The sequence below is a fragment of the Lentzea kentuckyensis genome, assembly GCF_002150765.1.
Taxonomy (GTDB): Bacteria; Actinomycetota; Actinomycetes; order Mycobacteriales; family Pseudonocardiaceae; genus Lentzea; species Lentzea kentuckyensis.
Window position 1 is genome coordinate 160864 of the sequence record NZ_MUYM01000056.1, and the last position, 23547, is coordinate 184410.

Annotated in this window: 19 protein-coding genes; 9 read left to right on the forward strand and 10 right to left on the reverse strand. The window is 68.3% G+C overall.

Annotated elements, in window-relative coordinates; all coding sequences use genetic code 11:
- The first annotated feature begins 15 nt into the window (after nucleotides 1-15).
- Nucleotides 16-339, forward strand: coding sequence for a DUF2563 family protein (locus B0F77_RS25865; RefSeq protein WP_086665596.1), 324 nt, complete (start codon nucleotides 16-18; stop codon nucleotides 337-339).
- Nucleotides 336-2375 carry an alpha/beta hydrolase gene (locus B0F77_RS25870; protein ID WP_086665559.1) on the forward strand — a complete coding sequence of 680 codons (2040 nt, stop codon included), beginning with the start codon at nucleotides 336-338 and terminating at the stop codon, nucleotides 2373-2375. The genes B0F77_RS25865 and B0F77_RS25870 overlap by 4 nt, the downstream gene beginning before the upstream one ends.
- Here the strand turns inward: B0F77_RS25870 and B0F77_RS25875 are convergent.
- Nucleotides 2372-2749: a sterol carrier family protein gene (locus B0F77_RS25875; protein WP_086665597.1), complete on the reverse strand. Its 378-nt coding sequence runs from the start codon at nucleotides 2747-2749 to the stop codon at nucleotides 2372-2374. The genes B0F77_RS25870 and B0F77_RS25875 overlap by 4 nt on opposite strands.
- Before the next feature lie 58 nt (nucleotides 2750-2807).
- On the opposite strand from B0F77_RS25875, the gene B0F77_RS25880 reads away from it, so the two are divergent.
- Both B0F77_RS25880 and B0F77_RS25885 read left to right on the forward strand, forming a co-directional pair.
- A complete protein-coding gene (locus B0F77_RS25880; RefSeq protein ID WP_143466909.1) occupies nucleotides 2808-4274 on the forward strand; it encodes a type VII secretion protein EccC in 1467 nt (488 codons plus the stop codon).
- The gene (locus B0F77_RS25885; RefSeq protein WP_086665561.1) at nucleotides 4271-5905 is read left to right on the forward strand and encodes a hypothetical protein; all 1635 of its coding nucleotides are present in this window, start codon (nucleotides 4271-4273) and stop codon (nucleotides 5903-5905) included. Before B0F77_RS25880 ends, B0F77_RS25885 begins: the two co-directional genes overlap by 4 nt.
- On the opposite strand, the gene B0F77_RS25890 is transcribed toward B0F77_RS25885, so the two are convergent.
- From B0F77_RS25890 to B0F77_RS25910, 5 genes are all read right to left on the reverse strand, one after another.
- Nucleotides 5900-7543, reverse strand: a complete 1644-nt coding sequence (locus B0F77_RS25890; protein WP_086665562.1) for a glycosyl hydrolase family 28-related protein — start codon at nucleotides 7541-7543, stop codon at nucleotides 5900-5902. The two genes, B0F77_RS25885 and B0F77_RS25890, sit on opposite strands and share 6 nt — an antisense overlap.
- A gap of 56 nt (nucleotides 7544-7599) precedes the next feature.
- The gene (locus B0F77_RS25895; protein WP_086665563.1) at nucleotides 7600-8406 is read right to left on the reverse strand and encodes an ESX secretion-associated protein EspG; all 807 of its coding nucleotides are present in this window, start codon (nucleotides 8404-8406) and stop codon (nucleotides 7600-7602) included.
- Nucleotides 8403-9635, reverse strand: coding sequence for a PPE domain-containing protein (locus B0F77_RS25900; protein ID WP_086665564.1), 1233 nt, complete (start codon nucleotides 9633-9635; stop codon nucleotides 8403-8405). Before B0F77_RS25900 ends, B0F77_RS25895 begins: the two co-directional genes overlap by 4 nt.
- Before the next feature lie 15 nt (nucleotides 9636-9650).
- Nucleotides 9651-10022 carry a hypothetical protein gene (locus tag B0F77_RS25905; protein ID WP_086665565.1) on the reverse strand — a complete coding sequence of 124 codons (372 nt, stop codon included), beginning with the start codon at nucleotides 10020-10022 and terminating at the stop codon, nucleotides 9651-9653.
- Between the two features lie 115 nt (nucleotides 10023-10137).
- A complete protein-coding gene (locus B0F77_RS25910; protein WP_086665566.1) occupies nucleotides 10138-10731 on the reverse strand; it encodes a DUF3558 domain-containing protein in 594 nt (197 codons plus the stop codon).
- A 150-nt stretch (nucleotides 10732-10881) separates the two neighbouring features.
- On the opposite strand from B0F77_RS25910, the gene B0F77_RS25915 reads away from it, so the two are divergent.
- A complete protein-coding gene (locus B0F77_RS25915; RefSeq protein WP_086665567.1) occupies nucleotides 10882-13521 on the forward strand; it encodes a glycoside hydrolase family 2 protein in 2640 nt (879 codons plus the stop codon).
- 275 nt (nucleotides 13522-13796) lie between these two features.
- Here the strand turns inward: B0F77_RS25915 and B0F77_RS25920 are convergent, their stop codons facing one another.
- From B0F77_RS25920 to B0F77_RS25930, 3 genes are read right to left on the reverse strand one after another with little or no spacing between them, the layout of a single operon-like run.
- On the reverse strand, nucleotides 13797-15590 hold the full coding sequence (locus tag B0F77_RS25920) for a glycoside hydrolase family 15 protein (RefSeq protein WP_086665568.1): 1794 nt from the start codon (nucleotides 15588-15590) through the stop codon (nucleotides 13797-13799).
- 20 nt (nucleotides 15591-15610) lie between these two features.
- Complete coding sequence (locus tag B0F77_RS25925; RefSeq protein ID WP_211294020.1) at nucleotides 15611-17776, reverse strand: putative bifunctional diguanylate cyclase/phosphodiesterase; 2166 nt, start codon at nucleotides 17774-17776, stop codon at nucleotides 15611-15613.
- Nucleotides 17777-17836: 60 nt separating this feature from the next.
- Nucleotides 17837-18649 carry an SAM-dependent methyltransferase gene (locus B0F77_RS25930; protein WP_086665599.1) on the reverse strand — a complete coding sequence of 271 codons (813 nt, stop codon included), beginning with the start codon at nucleotides 18647-18649 and terminating at the stop codon, nucleotides 17837-17839.
- Nucleotides 18650-18741: 92 nt separating this feature from the next.
- On the opposite strand from B0F77_RS25930, the gene B0F77_RS25935 reads away from it, so the two are divergent.
- On the forward strand, nucleotides 18742-19668 hold the full coding sequence (locus B0F77_RS25935; RefSeq protein ID WP_245848619.1) for a hypothetical protein: 927 nt from the start codon (nucleotides 18742-18744) through the stop codon (nucleotides 19666-19668).
- Between the two features lie 856 nt (nucleotides 19669-20524).
- Here the strand turns inward: B0F77_RS25935 and B0F77_RS25945 are convergent.
- A complete protein-coding gene (locus B0F77_RS25945; protein ID WP_086665569.1) occupies nucleotides 20525-21418 on the reverse strand; it encodes a LysR family transcriptional regulator in 894 nt (297 codons plus the stop codon).
- Nucleotides 21419-21496: 78 nt separating this feature from the next.
- Here B0F77_RS25945 and B0F77_RS25950 point away from each other — a divergent pair, with 78 nt between their 5' ends.
- From B0F77_RS25950 to B0F77_RS25960, 3 genes are all read left to right on the forward strand, one after another.
- Nucleotides 21497-22336 (forward strand): aldo/keto reductase, encoded by an 840-nt coding sequence (locus tag B0F77_RS25950; RefSeq protein WP_086665601.1) that lies wholly within the window; start codon nucleotides 21497-21499, stop codon nucleotides 22334-22336.
- A gap of 42 nt (nucleotides 22337-22378) precedes the next feature.
- Nucleotides 22379-23170 carry a lysozyme gene (locus tag B0F77_RS25955; RefSeq protein WP_086665570.1) on the forward strand — a complete coding sequence of 264 codons (792 nt, stop codon included), beginning with the start codon at nucleotides 22379-22381 and terminating at the stop codon, nucleotides 23168-23170.
- A gap of 184 nt (nucleotides 23171-23354) precedes the next feature.
- Nucleotides 23355-23547, forward strand: a 193-nt coding sequence (locus tag B0F77_RS25960; RefSeq protein WP_425435721.1) for a hypothetical protein, incomplete at its 3' end; no start/stop codon positions are given.

Here is a 23547-nt window from a genome sequence, read left to right on the forward strand (position 1 = left end):
AACCAGGGGGTGGCGATGTTCGGCGTTGAGCCCGAACTGCTGCGCAACGCGTCCAAAGAGTTCGGCAACGGCTCCGACGCGGTGCGTGAGGCAGCGGAGATGATCTCGATGCTCAAGCTTGACGCGGGCGCGCTCGGCGAGGTCGACGCCGCGGCAGAGTTCGCGGACGCGCTGTCGAAGTTCGTCGGCACGCACTCCCAGGACCTACAGCGCGGTTCGACGTGGCTCACCGATGCCGCAGAAGGCCTCGTGTCCAACGCGGACGCCTATCAGCGCACGGACGACGACCATGCGGCCGCGTTGCAGAAGCTCTTCTCGGGACTTGGGGGCGGCAAGTGAGCTACACGGATCCAGAGAGCCTGTACAGCAAGCTTGCCGCCGGAGACGCCGGACGGATCGCCGCTGCCGCAGACCCGATCACCGGCGCGATCAGCGCGGTCGGGCGTGCTGGCCAGTTGGTCTCCAACGGCGGCAAGACCGCGGTCAGCAACTGGACCGGTGAGGCCTCCACGAAGTTCACCGCACGTGCCGAACTGTCCGCCACCGCCGCCAAGACCGCCGGTGAGCGTCTCGGCGCCGGTGTCGACATCGTGCAGGCCGCTTCCCGTGCGTATGGCCAGATGCGCGGCGCGGCCGACCAGGCGATCAGCGTGTGGCGCAGTCGTCCGCCGGGCTTGGACGAAGCACAGACCCGCACGCTCGCCAACCAGGTCAACGACTCGCTGAGCAAGGTCAGGTCCGGCTACGAGAACGTCCTGCGTTCGTATGCCGGTGCGCTCACCAAGATCCCGCCAGGCTTCGAGGAGTCAGCACGGACCGACTGCGGCTGGGACCGCGCCGCTCAGCGCTCCGGTGCAGGCAGCGGCCTGCCTCCGTTGCCGCCGCCGGGCAGTGATCCGCAGGCCGTGCGCGACTGGTGGAACAAGCTCAGCGCGGCGGAAAAGGAAGCGCTGGCCAAGGCCAAGCCCGAGGAACTCCTCAAGCTCAAGGGTCTGCCTGCCGAGGGCATGGACCTGGCCAACCGCCGGCGCATCGAGCAGGACGTGGATCGGTTCAACAAGCAGAAGAACGACCTGCAGCAGCAGCTCGCCGACCGAGCGCGCGAACTCGGCGTCGACCCGAACACCGCCGACGGCCAGCGTGCCTTGCGCAACGACCCGCAGGGTGCGCAGCTCATGTCGGAGTACGACGAGGCCGCCCGTCGCGCGAAGAACGCGACTGACGCTTCAGGTGCGTTGAAGGACGCGGACAGGCTCGGCGGAGAGAACGGCAAGAAGGCCTACGTCCTGCAGTGGAACCCCGACGGGCCAGGTGCCAAGGAGGGGACCATGGCGGTGGCGTTCGGCGACCCGGACACCGCCAAGGACCTCGCCGTTTGCGTACCTGGAACGGGATCCGGACTCGACGATTTCAGCATGGAGCAGGCAGCGGCGCTCAGCGGCGCGATGGGCAAGGACGGCGCCGCGATTCAGTGGTTCGGCTACGACGCTCCGGAGTTCGCAATCGGCCAGGTGGACAACCCGGCACAAGCGAAGGAGGGCGCGGCGCTCCTGGCCCAGGACGTCGCGGGGTACCGGGAGCGCAACCCCGGTGCCCACGTCACCGTGATCGGCCATAGCTACGGCAGCACGGTCGTCGGCTACTCGGCGATGGACAACGGGCTGAAGGCGGACGACATCGCGTTCGTCGGCTCACCCGGTGTGGGTGCGTCCAGCGTGGACCAGATCCCACCCGGTCGCGGCCACGTGTACGTCGGTGGCGCCGAGCACGACCCGATCATCCAATTGACGAGCGGCGACTGGTTTACCAAGGACGGGTCGTCGACCGGGCCGTACGACTCGTCGTTCGGTGCGAAGCAGTTCGGCACATCAGGAGAGGACTGGGTCGGACATTCTCATTCCTCGTACTACGACAAGGGTTCCGAGTCGTTGGGCAACCTCGCGAAGATCGCCGGCGGGCAGGGCGGCGAGGTCACTGAGCAGCGTTGGCAGGACTCGCCCACTCCCGTCGAGGTGCCAGGTTCCGACCTGCCGGTGGCCGGGCCGATCATCGACTGGGGTGTCAACACCGGAAAAGAAGTCGTCGACATGGGCGAGGACATGTGGCGCGGCGGCGGTCAAGTTGTCGACGACATCTCGCACGGACGCTGGGGAGATGCCGGGCGCAACGCGGTGGGCACCGTTGGCGAGCTGGGCAGCGATGCCGTCGACGTGGTGGCTGACACGCTGGGCAACGCGGGCGAGCTCGGGCGTGACGTTTACGAGGGCGGGAAGGCTGTTGTGGAGGGTGGTGTCGAGGTCGTCAAGGACGTCGGCGGGGCCATCAGCGACGGCGCGAAGTCGGCTTACGACAACACCATCGGGTCCTGGTTCTAGAAACGGACCACCGGTAGCAGGTGGGAGAGGTCGGCTCGGGTCCCTGAGGCGGTGACCCGAGCACCGTCCAGGGCGTCGGGCCAGGTCAGGGCGCCGGTCGCCAGTTCCAGCCAGGTGCGGGGGTCGGTTTCGACGACGTTCGGGGGCGTGCCGCGGGTGTGCCGCGGGCCCTCCACGCACTGCACGGCGGCGAACGGGGGGACGCGGACCTCGACGCTGCGGCCCGGCGCGATGTGTTCGAGGGTGCGCAGGCTCAGGCGGACGGCGGCGGCGAGGATTTGGCGTTCCGGCTGGTCGGCCTCGCCTCGCAGCCAGGGGAGCACTGCCTGCACGGCGGCGCGCAGCTCGGCTGGATCGACGGCTTTGGCTGGCACGTCGCCCACATTAGCGAAGGGGCAGCGGCGGTCCGGGGGCTGTTGGTATATGTGGGCGGTGATCAGGAACTTCGCCGTCGTCGGTCCAGGGCGGGCGACCAGGGAGCGGTTGACGGCCGCTCTCGCGGCCGCGCCGGACATGGCGGTCTACCGGATCGGGCGGGGCGCCGACCCGTTGCCGGTGGCGGCCACGTTCGATCCGTCCGACCAGTCGGGCTGCCGGAGTCTGCTGGACTGGTTCGAGCGCGGGGCGCCGTCGGGTGCGGTGTTGCTGGTGGACGACTGGGCGTTGTGCGCAGGGCAGGACCCGGAGCTGGACCGGACCGTGGAGTGGATCGCGGCGCTGGGGCCCGGGCGTGGGGTGCAGGTCGTGGTCACGGCTCGGAGGTGGGCCGATCTGCCGGACCGGTTGCGCAGGCTCCTGCTCGGCGAGCCGACGGACTTCCTCGGGCTGCACGGCATCGAGGCCGATCTGAGCAACATGTGGCAGCGCGACGACCTCAGGGCCGCCATCGGTGTCGACGACCGGGGCTGGCCGGTCCACGTCGAGATCACGCCGGGCAGCGCCGTGCACCGCGGCACGCCGGACCAGCTGCGCAGCGCACTGCTCGGCCTGATGGTCACGCACTCGGCCGACCACGTGCAGTACCTCTTCGTCGACGGCGACGGCAGCGGCGTCTTCGATCCGCTGGCGTACGTGGACCAGGTCGCGTTCACGATCACGCCGGCGGCGGACGACGCGATGGTCGTCCGGCTGCTGGACGCGTTCTACGGCGAGATCAACCGGCGCCAGGAGATCGTGCACACCGAAGGGAACTCCGTCCCCGAACTGATCATCTGCGTGTCCGGTGCGGAGGCTTTCCTGGCCAGGGAACCGAAGTTCCTCGCGGCGCTGCTGATGGCCATGCGCGCCGGTCGCTCGCTGGGCATGCACGTCGTGTTCGCAGGCGTTGTGCCCCAAGGGATTCCGTACGAGCTCCCGGAGTGGCCGCTCGCCACCCCCACCCATGACTTCGCCGAGGCGCTCGACGACCTGCCGGACGTCACCGGTGGCGGCATCGCCTACGAGATCGTGCTGCCACCGCTCGGCGAACCGCTGACGCTCGACATGCTCCCGCCCGGCGCCGTCGGCCTGCTGGACAAGCCGTACGAACACCGCCGCGACCCGCTCGTCCCGGCCTTCACGACGGAACTGCGGCACGGCGCCATCGTCGGCGCGCCCGGCAGCGGCAAGTCCACGGCGTTGCGCACCCTCGCCGCCGCGCTCGGCGATCTCAGCGCGTTCCAACTGCTCGACGGCCCCGGCGAGCCCCTCGACCCGCAACGGCACATCGTCGTCACCGCGCACACCTGGGACCAGGTGCCGTCGTTCATCAGGGACAGCCTGGCGTTCGGCATCGAACTCCGGCTGGACGACCCCGGCACCTCGCTGATCAACGCCCGCAGCGCCGCGCACGTACCGGACCAGCCCGGCATGGGGCTTTCCGTGCACGACCAGACCGCCGTCCAGATCGCGGTCCCGTGACCGGGCCGGTCTACCGCATCGGCCGGGGCACACCGGCCGAGCCGGTCAACGTCTCGTTCGACCCCGCCGACGAGCGCCGCCGCCAGAACCTGCTGACGTGGTTCGAACGCGGTGCCGAGCCCGGTGCGACGCTGCTGATCGACGACTGGAAGCTCTGCGCGGCAAGCGATCCCGGGCTCGCCGAGGCCGTCCGGTGGATCACCTCGACGGCCAGGGACGTCCGGGTGGTCATCACGGCCAGCACGCTGACCGACGTTCCGAAGCACCTGCGATCGTTGGTGCGGATGGACTTCCTCGCCCTGCACGGCCTGAGCACCTTCACCAAGGCGCTCGCCTGGAAGGGCCGGTGGTGGAAGGTCCCGATCGGCATCGACAGCACCGGCGAACCGGTCGTCGTCGAGCTCACGCACTTCGTGGACGGCAAGTGGCGCACGGGGTCGCACCTCAGCGTCACCCCACGGGAGGCGTTCCGCAGTCTGCTGCTGGGCCTCATGACCACACACTCGCCCAAGCTGTTCCAAGCGATCTTCATCGACGCGCACGACACCGACACGTTCGCCGGGCTCGACCAGGCGCCGCACGTTCAGGCCCATCATCGGGACGTGGCAAGGGATCCCGCAGAGCTCGCGAAGGCGATCCTGGCCGAGTCGGAACGCCGGCTGGAGATCGTCGGCAACACCTGGACGATCTTCGACCACCGCGGCCTGCACCAGGTGCTGCCACAACTGCTCATCTGCGTCACCGGTTTTCGGGACGTCGAAGCCACGGAGCTCGGCACCGCCCTCGCCACCGTCGCCCAGGACGTCGGCAGGTCCGGGATGCAGCTGCTGCTGGACGCCCCGCACGAGTCGACGAGGGTGTGGATCGACGACTGCACGACGCCGGCGAACCTCGACCAGCACGCCGGTGAGCTGCCCCGGCTGATGCGCCAGGCCGAGCAGCCACCGGACTTCTTCATGCTGCACGACATGCCGAAGTTCGACCCGACGCACGGATGGCGACCGCGGCCGATCAAGTTGAGGTACCGGGCCGCGGTGGGTGTGGACGAGTACAACCAGCCCGTCGAGATCGACATCAAGGCCGGCCTCACGGAGGACGGGATGGGTCCGCACGGCGAGGTCGTGGCGCCTCCAGAACGACGTTCCGACGCACTCAAAGCGCTGATTCTCGGCCAGATGCTGTGGCACTCGCCGGACGAACTCCAGGTCGTACTCATCGACTTCCACGGCACTGGCGTGTTCGCGAGCCTGGCGCACGCACCGCACGTGCAACCACACCATCTGAAGGACGACCTGGAACAACGCATCAGGATGCTGGCAGATGGCACCGCACCACCGCGGCTGCTCGTCTGCGTGGACGGCGTGCACGGCCTGGCAGAAGCAAGGCCGGCGTTCTTCTCGACGCTGCAGACCCTCACCCAGGTAGGACGCACGTACGGCCAGCACCTGCTGCTGTCCGACACCACGCCGCCCAGCGACCTGCCCCAGCTCCACACCACGTACCGCCTGGAGCTCACCGAGAACGGCTGGGAACGCCGCATCGGCAGATCGGTGGAGAGCTTCGTGCTCCCCACCGACCTCGACGCGGTCGCACGGTCACTGCCGATCGCGATGTACGCGGCTACGTCATGAACGACGCAGTTTTCGTTGCGCGTCATAGAGGTTGCGCGGCGTGACGTCGGTGGTGCCGTAGAGCTCCAACCGCGAGTTCAACGGCCCGGCGAAGTCCGGCTTGTCGATCTGACCGAAGTCGCGCACCTCGGAGATCGCCACCGTGGCACTGCACGGGGCCACCTGGTCGATCCGGACGTTGCCGGCGCGCTGGTTCGTCACCGTGACGTTCCAGTGCGCGAACCTGGCGCCGTACAACGGACCCGCGTTCGCACTACCGCCGTGCGCACCGACGTTGTTGATGGTGATCTCGGTGCGGACGTTGCCGAACGGCAGGCCGCGGTGAGTGTCGAAGACGTCGTGGTCCATCTTGCCGCGGGTCCAGACGTTGCCGCAGGACAGGCCTTCGACGTTCAACCCGTGGTTGCCCGCACCGGCCTGGGAGGGCTCGGACGGGGCCTCGATCACGAACCCGTCGGTCAGGTTGTCGTGGGACTGCTCGCGCGTCGCATAAGCATGATGGTGACCACGGCCGGACACCCGCGTGTTCAGCAACGAGATCCCCTTGGAGGACACCAGGAGGAACCCGTTGTCGACGTCCTGCACGTGCACGTCGTCGGCCCAGCAGTCCCACGCGCACTGGAACGCCAGACCGTTGTACCCCTTGTCCTGCAAGTGCTTCGGCGTCGGCACCTTGTACATCTCGATCTTGATGCCCTCGACGCCCGCACCCGTGACGACCGGCGCCATCGTGGTCAGACGCGCCTTCCACTCCGGGCGGATCTCCAGCGGCAACGGCTGCGCGAGCTTGACCCTGTTGCCGCGCACCCATTCCACGCGCACCGGCCACAGGAAGGGGAAGTACGACAGGAGCTTGTCCTTGTCGTCCCACTTGTAGGACGCACAGCCAGGGAGGTCACCGCACATGTGCTTCGGCAGCGAGTACTCGGAGTCGTCCAGCCGCAGCAACACGCGCTGACCGGCGCGCAGCTTCCGTCCATTCTCGACGGTCATGACGAACGAACCCCGAGCCGCGGCACCGGTCACGGTGGTCAACACGGAACCCTGCTCCAGCTCGTTGCCCGTCCAGCCCTCGAACGGCCACTTGTGCGCCTTGATCGCTTCGACCAACGGCTGGTAGCGGTCGCGGTGGCACACCCACACCAGACCGCCCGACCAGCTCCACGCCGAGTTCTCCGAGCCGTAGCGGCTGCGGTTGATGCCGACGATCTCCTCCAGCGACCGGGTCGCGTAGAACGTCGTCTTCGTGCTGCCCGCACCACGCAACACCACGTTGTCGTAACCGATGCGGATGATGTCGTCGATCCGGTAGCGGCCCGGCGGCACGAGGACGGTGCCGCCACCCAGCCGGCCCACGAACTCGATCGCCCTGTTGATCGCCGGAGCAGCGTCCGCCGAGCCGTCCCGGCGTGCGCCGAAGAACAGCACGTTCGCCAGCACAGGCCTGTGAGCAGGCTTTTCACCCGTCCGATAGCCGGCGTAGGCGATGTTCGGGATCTGCGGGTGGTTGTACGGGTTCGCCACGAACTCCTGCCACAGCGAGGCGGAGGACACTGCCGAGGCAGTCCCCGTCATCGCTGACGTGCCGACCAGCGCAACCCCTGTAGCCAGCAGGAATCGCCGTCTGTCGATGTTCATTTCGCCGTCTCCAAGGGGTCTTGGCCACGGCGGCGGTGGTCAGATCAAACCAGACATCAGCCGCTTGCGGAACGAACCGCTTCGGAGATCAGCTCGTCCACCTGGTGCATCATCCGGCGGGCGTCGGTCGGCGTGAAGGTGCTCCACGGCGGCTGGCCGTTCGAGGCACGGCGTTGCTGCAGGTAGCGGCCTTCTTCGGTGTCGAAGAACGCGACCACGCGCTCAGGCCGCCAGCGCTTGCCGTACTTGTCCCGGCACGCGGCACCGAAGTTCCCGGTGTGCACGAGACCGGTGAACATCTTCACCAGCGCCTTGGCGTCGTCCTCGCGCAGGCCGATGCCCCGGAACGCGGCCTCCATCGACTTCGGCGAGCCGTCGGTCTGCGCGATCGCCTTCTCGATGTCGGCGCTGGGCAGCGTCACCGACAGGCCCGTGCCGGCGGGATGGGACGGCAGCACCGAGAGCACCGCCGAGGCGAGCCCGGAGCCCGCCCACGGCTGGAACGTCAGCTGGTCGTCCCGCAACGTCGCGAGCGCGCCCCAGTCACCGTTCGCGACGGCGAGGACGCGCAGGCTGTGGCCGAGCCAGAGGCGGCCGTCCGCCTCTCGCTCTGGCTTGACGAACATGCGCAGCAGTCCGTCCAGTTCGGACGAAATCCCGCGCGAGTTGCCCAGGCGGCGGTGGTCCAACTGCTGGTAGACGCGGTTCTCGAGCTGGATGCGCTCTTCCCGCGTCTTGCCGGGCGTGGGAACTTTCAGCACGAGCGGCATGGGGCCGACGTTCATGCGTTCCCACAGCACGTCGAACTCCTCGGCGGAGAGAGTGATCGGCTCCCTCTCCGCCGTACCGCCGAACAGGCTCACTCCGAGAAGCCGCCGATGACGGGCGGCGCGACCATCCGGTCGTCGCCGAACACGTCGTCGGTCTCGACCAGGTAGTCAGCCGCCTTGTGCTCGAGGTCGTCCTCGCCCTCGCCCTTCTGGCCGTGCGCGCCACCGGCACCAGCGCCGGCCGCGCCGCCCTTGCCCGCGGCGCCACCCGCACCGGAGCCCATGGCTCCGCCGCGCATGCCCTCGGGACCCATGCCGGGCAGGCTGCCGGGCTTCATCGAGCCCTGCTGGCCGGACGCGCCGAGCGAGCCGGACATCGGCCCGAACGCCTTGCCGCCACCGAGCTGACCACCGCGAACGTTGCCGAGCTGACCACCGCGGCCACCACCGGGCGTGCCGGTGGAGGGCCGGGTGAACACCGGTCCGCCGGGAGTCGTCGGCTGCGGCGTCGGATGCGGAAGGCTCGTCGGCGGCGGGGTGTGCACCGGCGGTGGCGGCGTGGGCGTCGGCTGGACCCACGACGTGTGCGTGGTGTCGGTGGGCGGCGGCGTCCAGCCGGTCGACACCTGCTGCTGAGTCGACGGCGGGGTCACCCACGACTGGTTCGTCGTGCCGGTGTTGTGCCCGGACGGCGACGGCGCCCCGGTCGAGGTGTAGCCGACGCGCGTGCTGCCGGTGCCGGTGTCGGTGGGCGGCGGCGTGTCGATCACGACCTGCGGCGGCTGCGGGAAGTCACCGAGCGTCGACGAGTTCCAGCGGCTGTCGGACTGGTAGTCCTCCATGACCTTGACGGCCTGGGCGGCGGCGTTGTCCGCGGCCGCCTCCTGCTTCTCGTGGTCCAGCTGCTGGCCGACGACGTGCGCCATGCCGACCGGGCCGGTCAGCGCGCCGACCGCCATGTCCATGAAGCCGGGCTTCTCGGTGGTGACCGGGACGACCTCGGGCATCTTCTTGCGCGCGTCGGCGATGAACTCGCCCTGCAGGCGCGCGGAGCTCTCCATGGTCGTGGCGCCCTGTTCGGCGAACCCGGCCCACTCACCCAGCGGCGACAGCGCGCCCTTCGCGGCGTCAGCGGCGTCGGACTCCCAGTCCGCGCCCATCTTGGTGAGCGCCTGGTGCAGGTCGCTGTCGATCTGGGCGAGCGTGGCCGCGATCGTCTTCCAGCCCTGCTCCACCGGGATGGAGGCGGAGACGCCGGGACCGGAGTTGATCATGTTGTACAGCTCGGGGTGTCCGTACCCCTGGAAGCGGTGGTCAGTCATCGGTCAGTCCCCCTCTCAGCCTTGGTCTCGCAGGTACTTGCCCCACATGGCCTCGTTGTCGCCCTCGGTCAGGCGGTACTGCTCCTCGATGCGGGTGAGCTGGCTGATCACGCCGACGAGCTGCTCGCGGTAGACCGTCAGCGCGGTCAACGCCTTCTCCGAGGTCTGGTCGTTGAACGCCTTGGAGGTCTCACTGCTGATCGGGTCCTGTGCCCAGGGCTTCGTGGGCAGGTCCCGGGAAACTCGTGCGATCTTGTTGTCGAACTCGTCGAGTGCGTGCTCAAAGGCCTTCCGGGCGGCCGGAATGGCCGAAGGGTCGACCTTGAGCTTGCGTTGCCCGAACTCAGGGGGCGTCGAACCGCCACCGCCACCGTCCGCGAGATACACGGAACACCCTCCTCGGTACGGCCCCCCAGTTTGGGCCGCATGTGCATTTGGAACGACTTTAGCTCTGATGCATGACGCGAGTGACCGGTTCCCGGTACAAGGCGAGTACTTCTACTCACTTCGTAGCGAGGACAGCTCCGGCAGCATCCGCGAGCGGCCTGGCCTTCTCGCAGGCACCGTCCACAGTGCCCCCGCCTGCCAGCGGCGAGGCCACCTCGACCAGCAGCAACTGGCCGTCGTTCGTGTCGAGGTAGATCTGACACTCAGGAGACTTGGTGCCGTCCAGGCCCTTGCTGAGGTAGCCGGGATAGCCCGCCACCTTGAGCTCGGTGAGCTCCCTCTCCTTGCCGACCGTCCTCTTCAGCCTGTCCACACCGCCGTTGACCAGCGTGTCGATGCTCCAGATGTACTTGCGGTCCTCGAAGCTGGTGCCGCACCCCTTGCTGCCCTCGCCGTAGTCGGCGTCCGGGGCGCCCGGCTCGACGGTGCGGATCTTGAGCGCCGCCTTCGTCTCGGGCGTGACCAGCGAGCACGGGTCGAGCGTCTTCATGTCGACGGCCTTCGGCCTGTTCACCGGGGCGGTTCCGGCCGAAGTTCCGGTCGTCGGCGCTCCACCGGTCTGGTTCCCGGCCGTCGGCGTCCCGGGTTCGGTCGAAGAACACCCGGTCAGGACCGCTGCCAGCACGAACGGGACGGCAAGTCGAAGCATGGAGGCCAACGTATCGGATCGCCGCGCACGGAGTGTGGCGAACGATGTGTCCCGTGTCACCCATAAGGCGCATTGCCGGTGACCTCACAAAAAGGAAACCTTCTTTACGATACCCCGAAGCGCCGCCGCCCCGATGCGTCGAGGAGCGACATGCTGCGCAACCGACCACTACCGACACTGGTCGTGGCCGCGGTGGGCCTGGCCCTGCTCGTGCCAGGCACCTCAGCCAACGCGGGCCCCGTGCCCGGCACGGGAGCGGCGCTCAAGGTGGCCGCGAGTCCCGGTAAGACCTCCACCATCCCGGACTGGCGGATGCAGTCCAGCAAGACCGCCACGCAGGCCGGTGACGTGATCTCCGGACCGGCCTATTCGGACTCCGGGTGGATGACGGTGCCGGCGCGGTCCACCGTGATGGCCGGCCTGATCGCCAACAACAAGTACGGCGACGTCAACTACTCGGACAACCTCAAGAAGGCCAACCGCGGCGACTTCCAGGTGCCGTGGTGGTACCGCAAGGTCTTCCAGGCCGACCCGCAGCCGGGCGTCAACACGTTCCTCAAGCTCAACGGCGGCGTCATCTCCCGCGGTGAGATCTGGCTGAACGGCAAGAAGGTCGCCGGCACGGACACCGTCATCGGCGCCTACCCGACCTACGAGTTCAACGTCACCAGCCTGCTCCGCAAGGGCGACAACGCGCTCGCGATCAAGGCCTCCCCGGCCGACCCGGCGAAGGACCTGGTGATCCACTTCATCGACTGGTCCCAGCTCCCGCCCGACCGCAACCAGGGCCTGTTCCGCGACGTCGACCTGGTCGCGAGCGGCCCCGTCTCGTTGCGCGGCCTGCACGTGCTGTCCGACCTGCCGTTGCCGAACCTGAACAGCGCCACCGTCACCGTGAAGGTCGACGCGCGCAACAACACCGGCAGTGCGGTCACCACGACCGTCGCCGGCAGTGCGGCGGGCCAGAACTACAGCCAGAACGTGAGCCTCGCCGCGAACGAGACCAAGACCGTCACGTTCACGCTCAACGTCGGCAACCCGCAGATCTGGTGGCCGTTCCAGATGGGCGCGCAACCGCTGTACGACGCGACGGCCGCGGCGACGGTCGCGGGCGCGAAGTCGGACGAGCAGAGGACGACGTTCGGCATCCGCGAGGTCACCTCGAAGATGATCAGCGGCAACATCCAGTACCAGATCAACGGCAAGCCGATCCTGATCCGCGGCGGTGGCTGGGCGTCCGACCTCTTCCTGCGCACCGACGTGCAGAAGATCGCCGACGAGATGATGTTGACGAAGTCCATGGGCCTCAACACGATCCGCCTGGAAGGCAAGCCGGAGAACGACGAGATCTACGACCTGGCCGACCGCATGGGCATTCTGATCATGACCGGCTGGGAGTGCTGCTCGAAGTGGCAGAACACCGGTGGCTTCTCCGCGGAGGACAAGAAGGTCGCCGGCGCGTCCGCCGAGGGCGAGGCCAAGCGGATTCGCAACCACCCCAGCGTGTTCACGTTCCTGATCGGCTCGGACGAGGCCCCGGTGGCCGCCGTCGAGACCATCTACCTGGACGCCCTTAAGCGCGCTGACTGGCAGACGCCGATCGTCACCGCCGCCGCCCGCCGCAGCTCTCCGAAGCTCGGCGACTCCGGCATGAAGATGGACGGTCCGTACTGGTGGGAGCCGCCGGTCTACTGGTACAACAACCAAAAGGGCGGCAGTGCGGGCTTCGCGTCCGAGATCGGTCCCGGCCTCGCGATCCCCGAGCGCGACGAGCTGAAGAAGTTCCTCAGCGACGCTGAGATCAACAAGCTGACGGACTACAACGCCTCGCAGTACCACCTGTCTCCGTCCGGCAACTTCAGCAAGATCGGCTTCTGGGGCACGGCGCTGGACAACCGCTACGGCAAGCCGTCAGGAGTCGACGACTTCATCAAGAAGGCGCAGCTGCAGCAGTACGAAACCAACCGCGCGCAGTTCGAGGCGTTCGGCCGGGACTTCTCCGACACCGGCGCGAACCAGGCGCAGGGCGTCATCCACTGGATGCAGAACGACCCGTGGCCCAAGCTGTTCTGGCACCTCTACAACTACAACCTCGCGACCGCGGGTTCGTACTTCGGCGCCAAGACGGGCAACAAGGCGCTGCACGCCCAGTACTCCTACGACGACAAGTCGCTCGCCGTGGTGAACATGGGTCTGCAGGCGCAGGAAGGCCTCAGCCTGCAGGTGACCGTCTTCAACTCCGACGGCACGCAGAAGGCGAACGAGACGCGCCCGGTTCCGGCCAAGGCCAACGGTTCCGTGCGGGTCGGCACCCTCCCGCAGCCGTCCGGGCTGTCCCCGGCGTACTTCGTGCGGCTGCTGCTGAAGGACGCTTCCGGCAAGGAGGTCGACCGCAACGTGTACTGGCTGTCCACCAAGGCGGACACGCTGAACTACAACGGCGGTGACTGGTACTACACGCCGCAGGCCCAGTACACGGACCTGAAGTCGTTGAGTTCACTGAAGGCGGGCCAGGTCTCGGTGTCCTCGGCGACCACGCCCGGCACCGACGGCAGGCAGGCCACGCACGTGACCATCAAGAACACCGGCACGTCCGTGGCGTTCTTCCTGCGCGCGTCACTGCGCAAGGGTGCGGGCGGCGTGGAGGTGCTGCCCGTCGACTGGACCGACAACTACATCACGCTGTTCCCCGGTGAGACCCAGACGATCCGGGCCGAGTACCGGGCGTCGGACCTCGGCGGCGCGCAACCGGTGGTCGAGGTCTCCGGGCACAACGTGTCGAAGCGCTAAGCAGGCTGCCGGAAGTTGTGTCCGTTACTCGCCCGCCGGACGTGCGTCCGGCCCCGATGGCGTCTGCAAGTACCACCAACTCAACATCAACAGACACTTTGCTACTACCAACAAGTCTGTCCTGGACTGAGAGCACGGTGACGGGCCGCAGGCTGGAGATGAACGGCGCATTCGTTCACCTCAGGTGACAAATGCGCCGTTCATCCAAAGTCCTTGCAGACGCCACTCGGCACCAGCTGGCACGGATGTTCCGGACAGGAGTTCTGGCCAGGCGCTTAGGCGCCGTAACGGTTCGCGACGACGGCGGGTCGTTCCACGGGACGGCCCGCGTCGAGCGACCACGCCAGCCGCACGTACTGCGCGTGCGTCCAGGCGAGCGGGGTGGCCGAGGTGGTTCCTCGGCCATCCCACACCTGTTCGGGCAGCATGCGGCCGCCGTTGGCGCTGGCGGCGATCTCCCTGAGGCGCTGCGCGGCACTGGCCTTGTCGTCGGTCAGCAGCTCGTACTCGCCGCGTTCGCCGCTCAGCAACGGCCACAGCCGCCCGTACGTGCGGACCGGGTTCGGCACGTTCCACGGTCCGCCGTCCTCGGTCTCGCCGTAGCCGTCCTGGGTGAACCGGTGCCAGTAGCCCTGTTCCTTCAGCTGCCGGTCGACGACGGTGACGGTGTTGCGGACGGTCGGGTCGTCAACGCGTTTGACGCCGAGCCGGACCAGTTCCAGGAAGCTCGGGTCCACGACCGCGCGCTGGTCTATGTCGGTGGGGTTGTTGTCTCCGAGGTTGTACGTGGTGCCCGCGTCGGGCTTGCCGTCCTTGGTGAGCCGCAGGTAGTAAGGCTTGGGCTCGTACGGACCGGTCTTCGTCGCGGTCCAGCTCTCCACCTGGCGCTGCCACGCGTCGGCGGCGTTCAGGTATTTGTCGGCGTTCTCCCCGTTGCGCTGCAACAAGTCCGCGAAGCACACCAACCCCGCGACGACCGAGGCGATGGTGGCGGGTGAGTAGCCGCTCTGGTTCTCCCACCGCTCCTGCTCGCTGAACGGCGCGTTCGGGTAGCTCAGCAGGTAGTCGGCTGCCCGGCGCATTGAGTCCACAGTGGACCTGTCGCGCCGATCGAGCTGCCAGGCGAGCAGCAGCGGGGCGGCGGTCTCGTCCAGCTGAACGCTCTTCCAGAACGGTGTGCCGTCGACCTTCGTGTTCTGCGGCAGGTGGCCGTCCGGCTGTTGTTGCTTCTGGAGCATGAAGTCGAGCGACCTCGAAGCGAACGCACGATCTCCAGCAGCGATCATGGCCGTCGACACGTGGTACAGATCGCGCGGCCAGACCAGCGCGTACGGACCGAGCTCCGGCGCCAGTTCCCGGTCGTACCCGAAGGCCCACGGGAAGCTCGGCGACGCGATCGACGCACCGGGGTTGGTCTTGTCCTCGGTCGCCGCCAGCACCATCACGGACATGTCGTAGAGCCGCCGGTCCGCCGACTTCGGCCGCCGCAGCCCGGCGAGGTAGTCGTGCCAGCCCCGCGCGTACTCCTTCGCGATGGCGTGGAATCCGCGGTCCAGCGCGGCTTGGGCGACGCCGGCACCGAACCCGACCGCGAACGTGCCGCGCGCATGCCGCACCGGCGCGGTGGGCAAGGTGCTCCTGACCTCGCTGGAGCCCTTCATCGGCACGTGCTCGACCGACAACCGGACCGGGCGTTGCGCCGTGAGCGCGACATCCGCCAGCACGGCCGCCCGCCGTGGGTCGGTGACGTAGGTGATCTCGGCCCGCCAGCCGTCGCCCCGCAGCCGCTGCCGGAAGGTCAGCGACCGGTCGTCGGCGGGCTCGGTGTACGCCTCACCGGGCTTTCCGTCGACCAGCAGGCGGGTCTCGCGGGTCGCGGGCGTGCTCAGGTCCGGGTGGAAGATCTCGGACAGGCCCTGATGGCCGAGCGTGAACCACACCGGGCTGGCTTTGGACCTGGCAGTGCCGAACGCCTGTTTGTCGGCGGGCAGCGGCACGACGTCGGCAGCGGCGCGGACGACCGGGGTCATCGTGACGAGCAGGAGCACGACCAGGGCCAATGACTTCATGCCCCACGGTGTTCCCCGAGCTAGAGATCACCACGCAGCAGGCTGTCGATGTTCTCCGGTGGACCGGGCCTGGCGAAGAACCAGCCCTGCCCCGTGTCACATCCCAGTCGCAGCAACCGGGCGGCCTGGGCCGGCGTCTCCACACCTTCCGCCGTGACGCCCAACGACAACGCGTGCGCCAGTTGCACCAGGGTCGCCACGATCTGCGAGTCGACCGGGTCTTCCTCGTTCTCCGCCCGCAGTCCCTCCATGAACGAGCCCGCGATCTTCAGCTCGTGCACGGGCAGGTGCTTCAGGTAGGCCAGGTTCGAGTAGCCGGTGCCGAAGTCGTCGATCGCGATGCGCACACCCATGTCGCACAACGCCCGCAGCGCTTCCAGCGGCTCGTCGGCGGTGCCCATGATCGCCGACTCGGTCAGCTCCAGCTGCAGGTGGTGCGGCGGCAGGGCGCACTCGTCGAGGATGCGCTTGACGTCGCGCACCAGTTCGGGGTCGCGGGACTGACGCACCGCCAGGTTCACCGACACGAACGGGGCCGCGTCACCGAACTCGACCAGCCAGCGCCGGGCTTCCTCGCACGCCTTGCGGAGCACCCACCGTCCTAACGGGACGATGAGGCCGGTCTCCTCGGCGAGCTCGATGAACCGGTCGGGGGCGAGGCGGCCGAACTCCGGGTGCTGCCAGCGCACCAGGGCTTCCACGCCGGTGACCGTCGAGTCCTCCAGCCGCACCAGCGGCTGGTACTCGACGTAGAACTCACCGCGTTCCAAGGCACGCGGCATCGTGGCGGACAGCGTGAACCGCGCGACCTCGCGGGCGTTGCGCTCCGGGTCGTACAACGCCCACCGCGCCTTGCCGTCGGCCTTGGCCCAGTACAGCGTGATGTCAGCGTCGCGCATGAGGTCGGCCGACGTCGTGCTCGACAGCTGCCGTTCGACGATGCCGATGGACGCCGAGACCGACAGCTCGTGCCCGGCGATGCGGATCGGCGCCTCCAGCTCGGTCAGCACCCGCTCGGCCACGTCGACGATGTCCTGCTCGCCGGACGAACCCTCGACCAGGATCACGAACTCGTCGCCGCCCATCCGCGCGACCAGCTTGCCCTCGCCGGACACCGAGTGGTCCAGGCGGCGGCCGACCTCGACCAGGAGCTGATCTCCCGTGTCGTGGCCCAGCGAGTCGTTGATGACCTTGAAGCCGTCCAGGTCGAGGTAGCAGAGGCCGGCGCGGGCGTGCTTGGCGCGGTTGTTGAACACGCGGCCGAGGCGTTCGAGGAACAGCGCGCGGTTCGGCAGGCCGGTCAGCGGGTCGTGCAGCGCCTGGTAGCGCAGGCGGTTCTGCAGCAGGTGGCGGTCGGTGACGTCCTCGATCATCGCGACCTGGTACTGCGGCTCGCCGTGGTCGTCGCGGACCAGCGACAACGTGAGGTGCGTCCACACCTGCTCGCCGTCGGCCCGGTGGAAGCGCTTCTCGGCGCGGTAGTGGTCGCACTCGCCCGCGATGAGCTGGTCGTAGAGCCGCCACACGCTGCCCGCGTCCTCGGGGTGCATGAGGTCGCGCACGTTGTACTGGCGCATCTCCTCGACGCTGAACCCGAGCATGTCCTGCAGGGCCTGGTTGACGTCCAGTATCCGGCCCTCGATGTCCGCGATGCCGATGCCGATCGCGGCCTCGGTGAACATCGCGCGGAACCGGGCCTCCGAGGCTCTCAGCATCGCCTCGGCCTGGTCACGGGCGTCCAGGACGGCCGCCCTGATCGCCTCCTGCTCGGCCAGCGTGCGTTCCCGCAGTGCGCGGGCGTATCCGGCGGACAGCGCGCCCTGCAGAGCCGCCAGGCGGGACTGCAGGCGTTCGTCACCGGTGGCGCCCAGCTCGGCCAGCAGGTCGTCGCCGAGGAGCTGGATGGTCCGGCCGAGCGTGTCCGTGCCGGTGAAGTGCGCGTCGACCAGCCGGGAGCCGATCTCGTAGCCGGGCGCCGTGCGGAACGGGCTCGCGTACAGCGCCTCGACCAGCATCTCGGTGAGGTCCTGGAGGTGTTGCGCGACCTCGGCCCTGGTCATCGGTACGTAACTCGACCCGATGACGGCCGTGGCCCAGCTGCGCGCGAACGACTCGGCACCGGCCAAAACGGCCGGGTCCAAAGGAGAGCGGTTCTCACGCACCCGGTGGTCAACCCGTTCGGTCATCTGTTCGGCCCTAACGCCACGAACGCGCAGCATACGGCCGGTCGCCCTGCGCAGTCATCTCTAAGCCTTTCGGCCTACCGCACCGAACCCCGGGAAAGCCGTGCCCATGACGCCCTCGTCGTCCGGCGCCTCCGCGTGCCACGCCGGCAGGCGCACCACGCCGGGTTCCACGAGGTCGAACCCGTCGAACAACTTGGCGAGCTCGGCACTGTTGCGAAACGTCGTCCGCGTGACACTCCGCTCGTAGACGCTGCGCGCCGCGCGTATCTCGGGTGTTTCCTCCCCCGGCTCGAAGCCGGCGTGGGACAGCGCGAGGAAGCTGCCGGGAGCGAGACGGTCGCGATAGCCGGCGAGGATGCCCGGCGGGTCCTCGTCGTCCGACACGAAGTGCAGCACCGCGATCATCAGCACCGCGATCGGCTCGTCGAAGTCGAGCAGGTTGTTCACCTCCGGCGCGGCGAACACCGTCACCGGGTCGCGCACGTCGGCCTGGAGCACACCCACCCGTTCGTTGCCCTCGAGCAACGACCGGCTGTGCGCGACCGCGACCGGATCCAGGTCGACGTAGACGATCCTGGAGGCAGGGTCGACCCCGTGGGCGATCTCGTGCACGTTGCCCACGGTCGGAATGCCGGAACCGAGGTCGAGGAACTGCCGGACGCCCCTGTCCAGCAGGTAGCGCACGGCCCGCCGGAGGAACGCGCGGTGCTGGAGGGCACCGGTGCGCACCGCGGGCATCATCTCCAGGGTCTTCTGGGCGACCGCCCGATCGACGGCGAAGTTGTGCGCGCCGCCCAGCAGATAGTCGTAGACGCGTGCGACGCTCGGCCGTTCCAGGTCGATGTCCCCCGGCGCCCAGTTCGGCCGCTCCACCTGCTCACCTCTGTTCGAGTCGGACCTGTTCACCCCATCATCGGCCAAACAGCCCGCCCGGTGTAGCTCCTGCTTGGCAGAATGCCGATCTCGTGAGGTTCCTGCCGGCCGCCGGTGCGCGCAAGCACCGCCGCGCGAAAAGTTTGCTGCTCCTGACCGTGCTCGCGTCGCTCGGCGCGTTCGCGCTGGTCGGAGGCGCTCTGCTGCTCATCGATCCCGGCGCGCCGAAACACGAGGCCATCAAGACCGGCGGCCTCGCGGGCGGCGCGATCGTGGCGCTCTACGCGTTGTGGCTCAACGACCGGCGCCGCAAGGTCGAGGAGGCCCGCCAGGAGCTCGAGAGCCAGCGCATCGAGCACGACAGGTCCCGCGTGGCCGACGAACGGTTCGCGCGCGCCGTGGAGCTGCTGGGCCATGACGCGGCACAGGTCCGGGTGGGCGCGATGCACGCGCTGGCAGGGCTCGCCAAGTCCCGGCCGGAATACACGCAAACCGTGCTCGACATCCTCTGCGCCTACCTGCGCCGGCCGTTCAAGCGCGCCGAGGACGACATGGAGGACTACGACGCCGAGCAGAACGAGATCGAACTGGAGGTCCGGCTCACCTCGCAACGGCTGATCGAGGACCTGCTGCCGCGCGTCGAGGAGAAGGACCCGGTGCTCTACGACCTCAACCTCACCAAGGCGCACCTCGAGTACATGGACCTGTCGTACCGGCACGTCGGTGACCTCGTCATGCGGGTGGCGCACCTCAACGAGTCCAACGCGTTCCATCACATGGTGATCCACGGCTCGCTGTACCTCACCGAGGCCGACGTGACCGGCCGGCTCTACCTGCACCACACCGAGTTCCGCGGCAAGGCGTGGTTCAGCCGGGTCAAGGCGCGCGGGCTCGCGGTGCTCACCGAGTCGAAGTTCCTGGGCGAGACCAAGTTCACCGGCTCGGAGTGGGCGGACGTGAAGGCGGACGGCTGTACGTTCGCGGTGGAGCCCGACCTGCCAGATGCGTGGAGGAACTGACGTGAAGTGGCTGTTCGCGGTCATGATGGCCGTGGTCGTCACCGCTGGGACCTCGGTTCTGCTGTGGGCGTTCAACGCGCCGCCCGTCGAGATCGTGAAGACCGCGGGTGTCGCGGGCGGTGCCATCGTCGCGCTGTACGCGTTGTGGCTCAACGACCGGAAGCACTTCCTGGAGAGCGAGAAAGTCGCGGACGAACGGTTCGCACGCTCGGTCGAGCTGCTGGGCAACGAGGCCGACCAGGTACGGGTCGGCGCGATGCACGCGCTGGCATGGCTCGCGAAGTCCACCCCGCGGTACCGGCAGACCGTGATCGACGTGCTGTGCGCCTACCTGCGCCGCCCGTTCGAACATCCCGCCCACGTGGCCAAGCCGGAAGATCCGGACCAGGACTTCAGCGCGGTGGTCACGCAGGAGACCCGGCTGGAGCACCAGGTGCGGCTGACCGCGCAACGGCTGATCAAGGACACGCTGTCGTGGGGGAAGAAGCGCAAGCACGAGCACTACGACCTCGACCTGACCGGCGCGAGCCTGGAGTACTTCTCGCTCGACGGCAGGTACGTCAACCGTTTCGTCGCCCGGCGCGCCCAGTTCTACGGCATCACGAACCTGCGGAACATGCACGTGCTCAAGCCCGCGTTGTTCTCCGGTGGCACGTTCCACGGCAGGCTGCAGATGGACAACGCGATCTTCGCCGGCGGCATCTCGTTCCAGGAGGCCACCTTCAAGGGACAGGTGCAGCTGTGGGCGAAGGTGGGCACGTTCATCCACCCGTCGACCCAGCCTCCGTCCCAGCTGAAGGGTGAGCTGGAGGTGTTGCCCGGCACGGAGTTCCGGGCACCGATGACGGGCTGGCCGCTAACCGGCAGCGCGCAGGCGGCCGGACTTGGCCTCGGCGACCATGTCGAGCAGGACACTCGCGGCGGCGCCGACGGTGTTGCTGGTGACGACAACGGTCTCGGCAACGGGCAGGTCCCCGCGCAGGCCGACGAAGCACGCGCTGTTCGTCTTGACGGCGAAGGACTGCGGGACTAGCGCGACGCCGAGGCCGAACCCGACGAAGTCGAGAAGTGAGTGCACGTCGTTGACCTCGACGGCGACGTGCCGCTCGACCCCGGCCGCGGCGAGCATGCGGTCGACCTCGTCGCGCGTGCCCCAGTCGGCGTTGAAGTCGACGAACGACTGACCGGCGAGCTCGGACAGCTCGACGGAATCCCGTGCGGCGAAAGGGCTTCCCAGCGCGCACGCGAGCACGAGCGGTTCGCTGGCCAAAGTGGACACTCTCAGGTCGTCCGCCATCCTCCGCGGTCGCGCGACGAACGCGAGGTCGAGCCGGCCCGCCCGCACCTCCTCGACCAGCTCCGCGTTGCCGGACTGACGCATCCTGATCTCCACGCCGGGGTGGAGCTCGTGGAACCGCGCCAGCACCGCGGGCAGGTGCACCACGTGCAGGCACTGCAGGCTGCCGACGGACAGCGTGCCGCGCAGCAGGCCCTGCACCGCGGCGACGGCGTCCCTGGCCGACTCGACGCTGCTCAACGCCCGGCGTGCCTCGGGCAGCAGGGCGCGGCCGGCCTGGGTCAGCTCGACCTGGCGGGTGGTGCGCAGGAACAGCGGCGCGCCGAGTTCCACCTCCAGCGCCCGGATCGACGCCGACAGGCCCGACTGGGACACGTGCATCCGGCGCGCGGCCCTCGTGAAATGGCATTCGTCGGCGACCGCGAGGAAGTGCTCCAGTTGCCTGAGTTCCACGATTCATCACCCGCAGTGCTCAATGAGATCACTTCTTTGCGTTGGACAGCTTAATTCAGGGGGTCCAGAGTGGAGTTCATGCAGAAGCGTCGTATTGGAGAAGTGGAAGTCAGCGCCATCGGCCTGGGCGGCATGCCCATCTCCGTCCAGGGGAGGCCGGACCGCGCCCAGGCGATCGAGACCATCCACGCCGCGCTGGACGCGGGCGTGACGTTCATCGACACCGCCGACGCCTACTCGCTCGACGACACCGACTTCGGCCACAACGAATCGCTGATCGCCGAGGGGTTGCGCGGCCGGTCCGAAGAGGTGTTCGTGGCGACCAAGGGCGGTCACACCCGCGTGCCGGGCGGCGGCTGGGGCCTCGACGGACGCCCGGAGTACCTGCTCAAGGCCGTGGACGGGTCGCTGCAACGGCTCGGGGTCGACCAGATCTTCCTGTACCAGTTCCACCGGCCGGACCCGAGGACACCGATCGCGGAGTCGGTCGGGGCGCTCAAGGAACTGCTGGACAACGGCAAGATCCGCTACGCGGGTGTGTCGAACTTCAACCCGGACGAGATCGTGCAGGCCAACGAGATCCTGGGCGGGCGGCTCGCGGCCGTGCAGAACCAGTTCTCGCCGTTGTTCCGGTCGAGCGAGCCCGAGCTGGAGCTGTGCGCGAAGCTCGGCATCGCGTTCCTGCCGTGGAGCCCGTTCGGCGGCATCGGCAAGGCGGGCGAGTTGAGCGGGCCGTTCAAGGAGGTCGGCGACGCGCACGGCGTCAGCGCGCACCAGGTCTGTCTCGCGTGGATGCTGGCGAAGTCCGAAGTGGTAGTCCCCATTCCGGGTGCTTCCCGGCCCGCGAGCATCCGCGATTCGGCCTCGGCCACCCACCTGGAGTTGACCGAGGAGGAGCTGACCCGCCTGGACGGGTGACCCCGGTGGCAAATTAGGACAAATGGTCGCACGATCTAGTCCATGCGGACCTTGATCAGCATCGTGGCGATCGTCGCCGGCCTCGTGCCGGCACCCGCGTCCGCGGCGCCCTTGCCCGAGGGCTCCGCGGACCACACGGCGGGTTCCCAGATCCTCAAGCACGAAGGCACCGGCGACCTCCGAACAGCGGAGGACCCGCCGACAGAGGACAAAGTGCCCGGCATGGACGTCAGCAGCCATCAGGGCGACGTCGACTGGAAGTCCTCCTGGGACAAGGGAGCCCGGTTCGCCTACGTCAAGGCGACCGAGGGCACCCACTACCGGAACCCGAAGTTCACCCAGCAGTACAACGGTTCCTTCAACGTCGGCATGATCCGCGGCGCGTACCACTTCGCACTGCCGGACCGCGCCGACGGTGTGGCGCAGGCGAACTTCTTCGTCAACAACGGCGGCGGGTGGTCGCCGGACGGCAAGACACTGCCGCCCGCGCTCGACATGGAGTACAACCCGTACGGCGAGACTTGCTACAACATGAGCCAGGCCGCCATGACCGCCTGGGTGAAGGCGTTCAGCGACACGGTCTTCGCGCGCACCAAGCGGCATCCGGCGATCTACACGTCCACGAGCTGGTGGAACAAGTGCGTCGGCGGCTCGGTGAAGTTCGGCGAGAACAACCCGCTGTGGGTCGCGCACTACAACTCGAAGCTCGGGCCGCTGCCGCTGGGTTTCGACTTCCACACCATCTGGCAGTGGCAGGCCGCCGGTCTCTTCCCCGGTGACCAGAACCTGTTCAACGGCAAGTTCGACCAGCTGCAGCGCATCGCGTCCAGCTGACGGCGTCTGCAAGTACCACCAACAGGGGTGCCGGTAGTACTTGCAGACGCCTTGACAGCTAGACGGTATGGAGTGACCGCTCGGGTTTCGGGTGGTTGCGGGCCGGGGCCTCGCTCACGCTTGTTCGTGGGTTGCCGGGCAGGAGTGGCCTGCTCGGCCTATCCGACAGGCGTGGGAGGCCCCGGTGTTTACCGAGCGTACGAGCGTGGGGCTGGACGTGCACGCGCGATCGGTCGCGGCAGCGGCGATCGACGGCGTCACCGGCGAGCTCGTTCAAGCGAAACTGACCCCGTCACATGATCACATCCGGTCCTGGCTGGCGGCGGTGCCCGGCCCGGTGGCGGTGGCCTACGAGGCCGGACCGACCGGGTTCGGTC

Excerpts from the sequence above, each read along its gene's own strand:
- B0F77_RS25955 (WP_086665570.1), top strand. The coding sequence starts at position 22,379 with ATGCGGACCTTGATCAGCATCGTGGCGATCGTCGCCGGCCTCGTGCCG.
- B0F77_RS25900 (WP_086665564.1), bottom strand. The coding sequence starts at position 9,635 with ATGACTGACCACCGCTTCCAGGGGTACGGACACCCCGAGCTGTACAAC.
- B0F77_RS25890 (WP_086665562.1), bottom strand. The coding sequence starts at position 7,543 with ATGAACATCGACAGACGGCGATTCCTGCTGGCTACAGGGGTTGCGCTG.
- B0F77_RS25920 (WP_086665568.1), bottom strand. The coding sequence starts at position 15,590 with ATGAAGTCATTGGCCCTGGTCGTGCTCCTGCTCGTCACGATGACCCCG.
- B0F77_RS25915 (WP_086665567.1), top strand. The coding sequence starts at position 10,882 with ATGCTGCGCAACCGACCACTACCGACACTGGTCGTGGCCGCGGTGGGC.
- B0F77_RS25865 (WP_086665596.1), top strand. The coding sequence starts at position 16 with ATGTTCGGCGTTGAGCCCGAACTGCTGCGCAACGCGTCCAAAGAGTTC.
- B0F77_RS25925 (WP_211294020.1), bottom strand. The coding sequence starts at position 17,776 with ATGACCGAACGGGTTGACCACCGGGTGCGTGAGAACCGCTCTCCTTTG.
- B0F77_RS25910 (WP_086665566.1), bottom strand. The coding sequence starts at position 10,731 with ATGCTTCGACTTGCCGTCCCGTTCGTGCTGGCAGCGGTCCTGACCGGG.
- B0F77_RS25950 (WP_086665601.1), top strand. The coding sequence starts at position 21,497 with ATGCAGAAGCGTCGTATTGGAGAAGTGGAAGTCAGCGCCATCGGCCTG.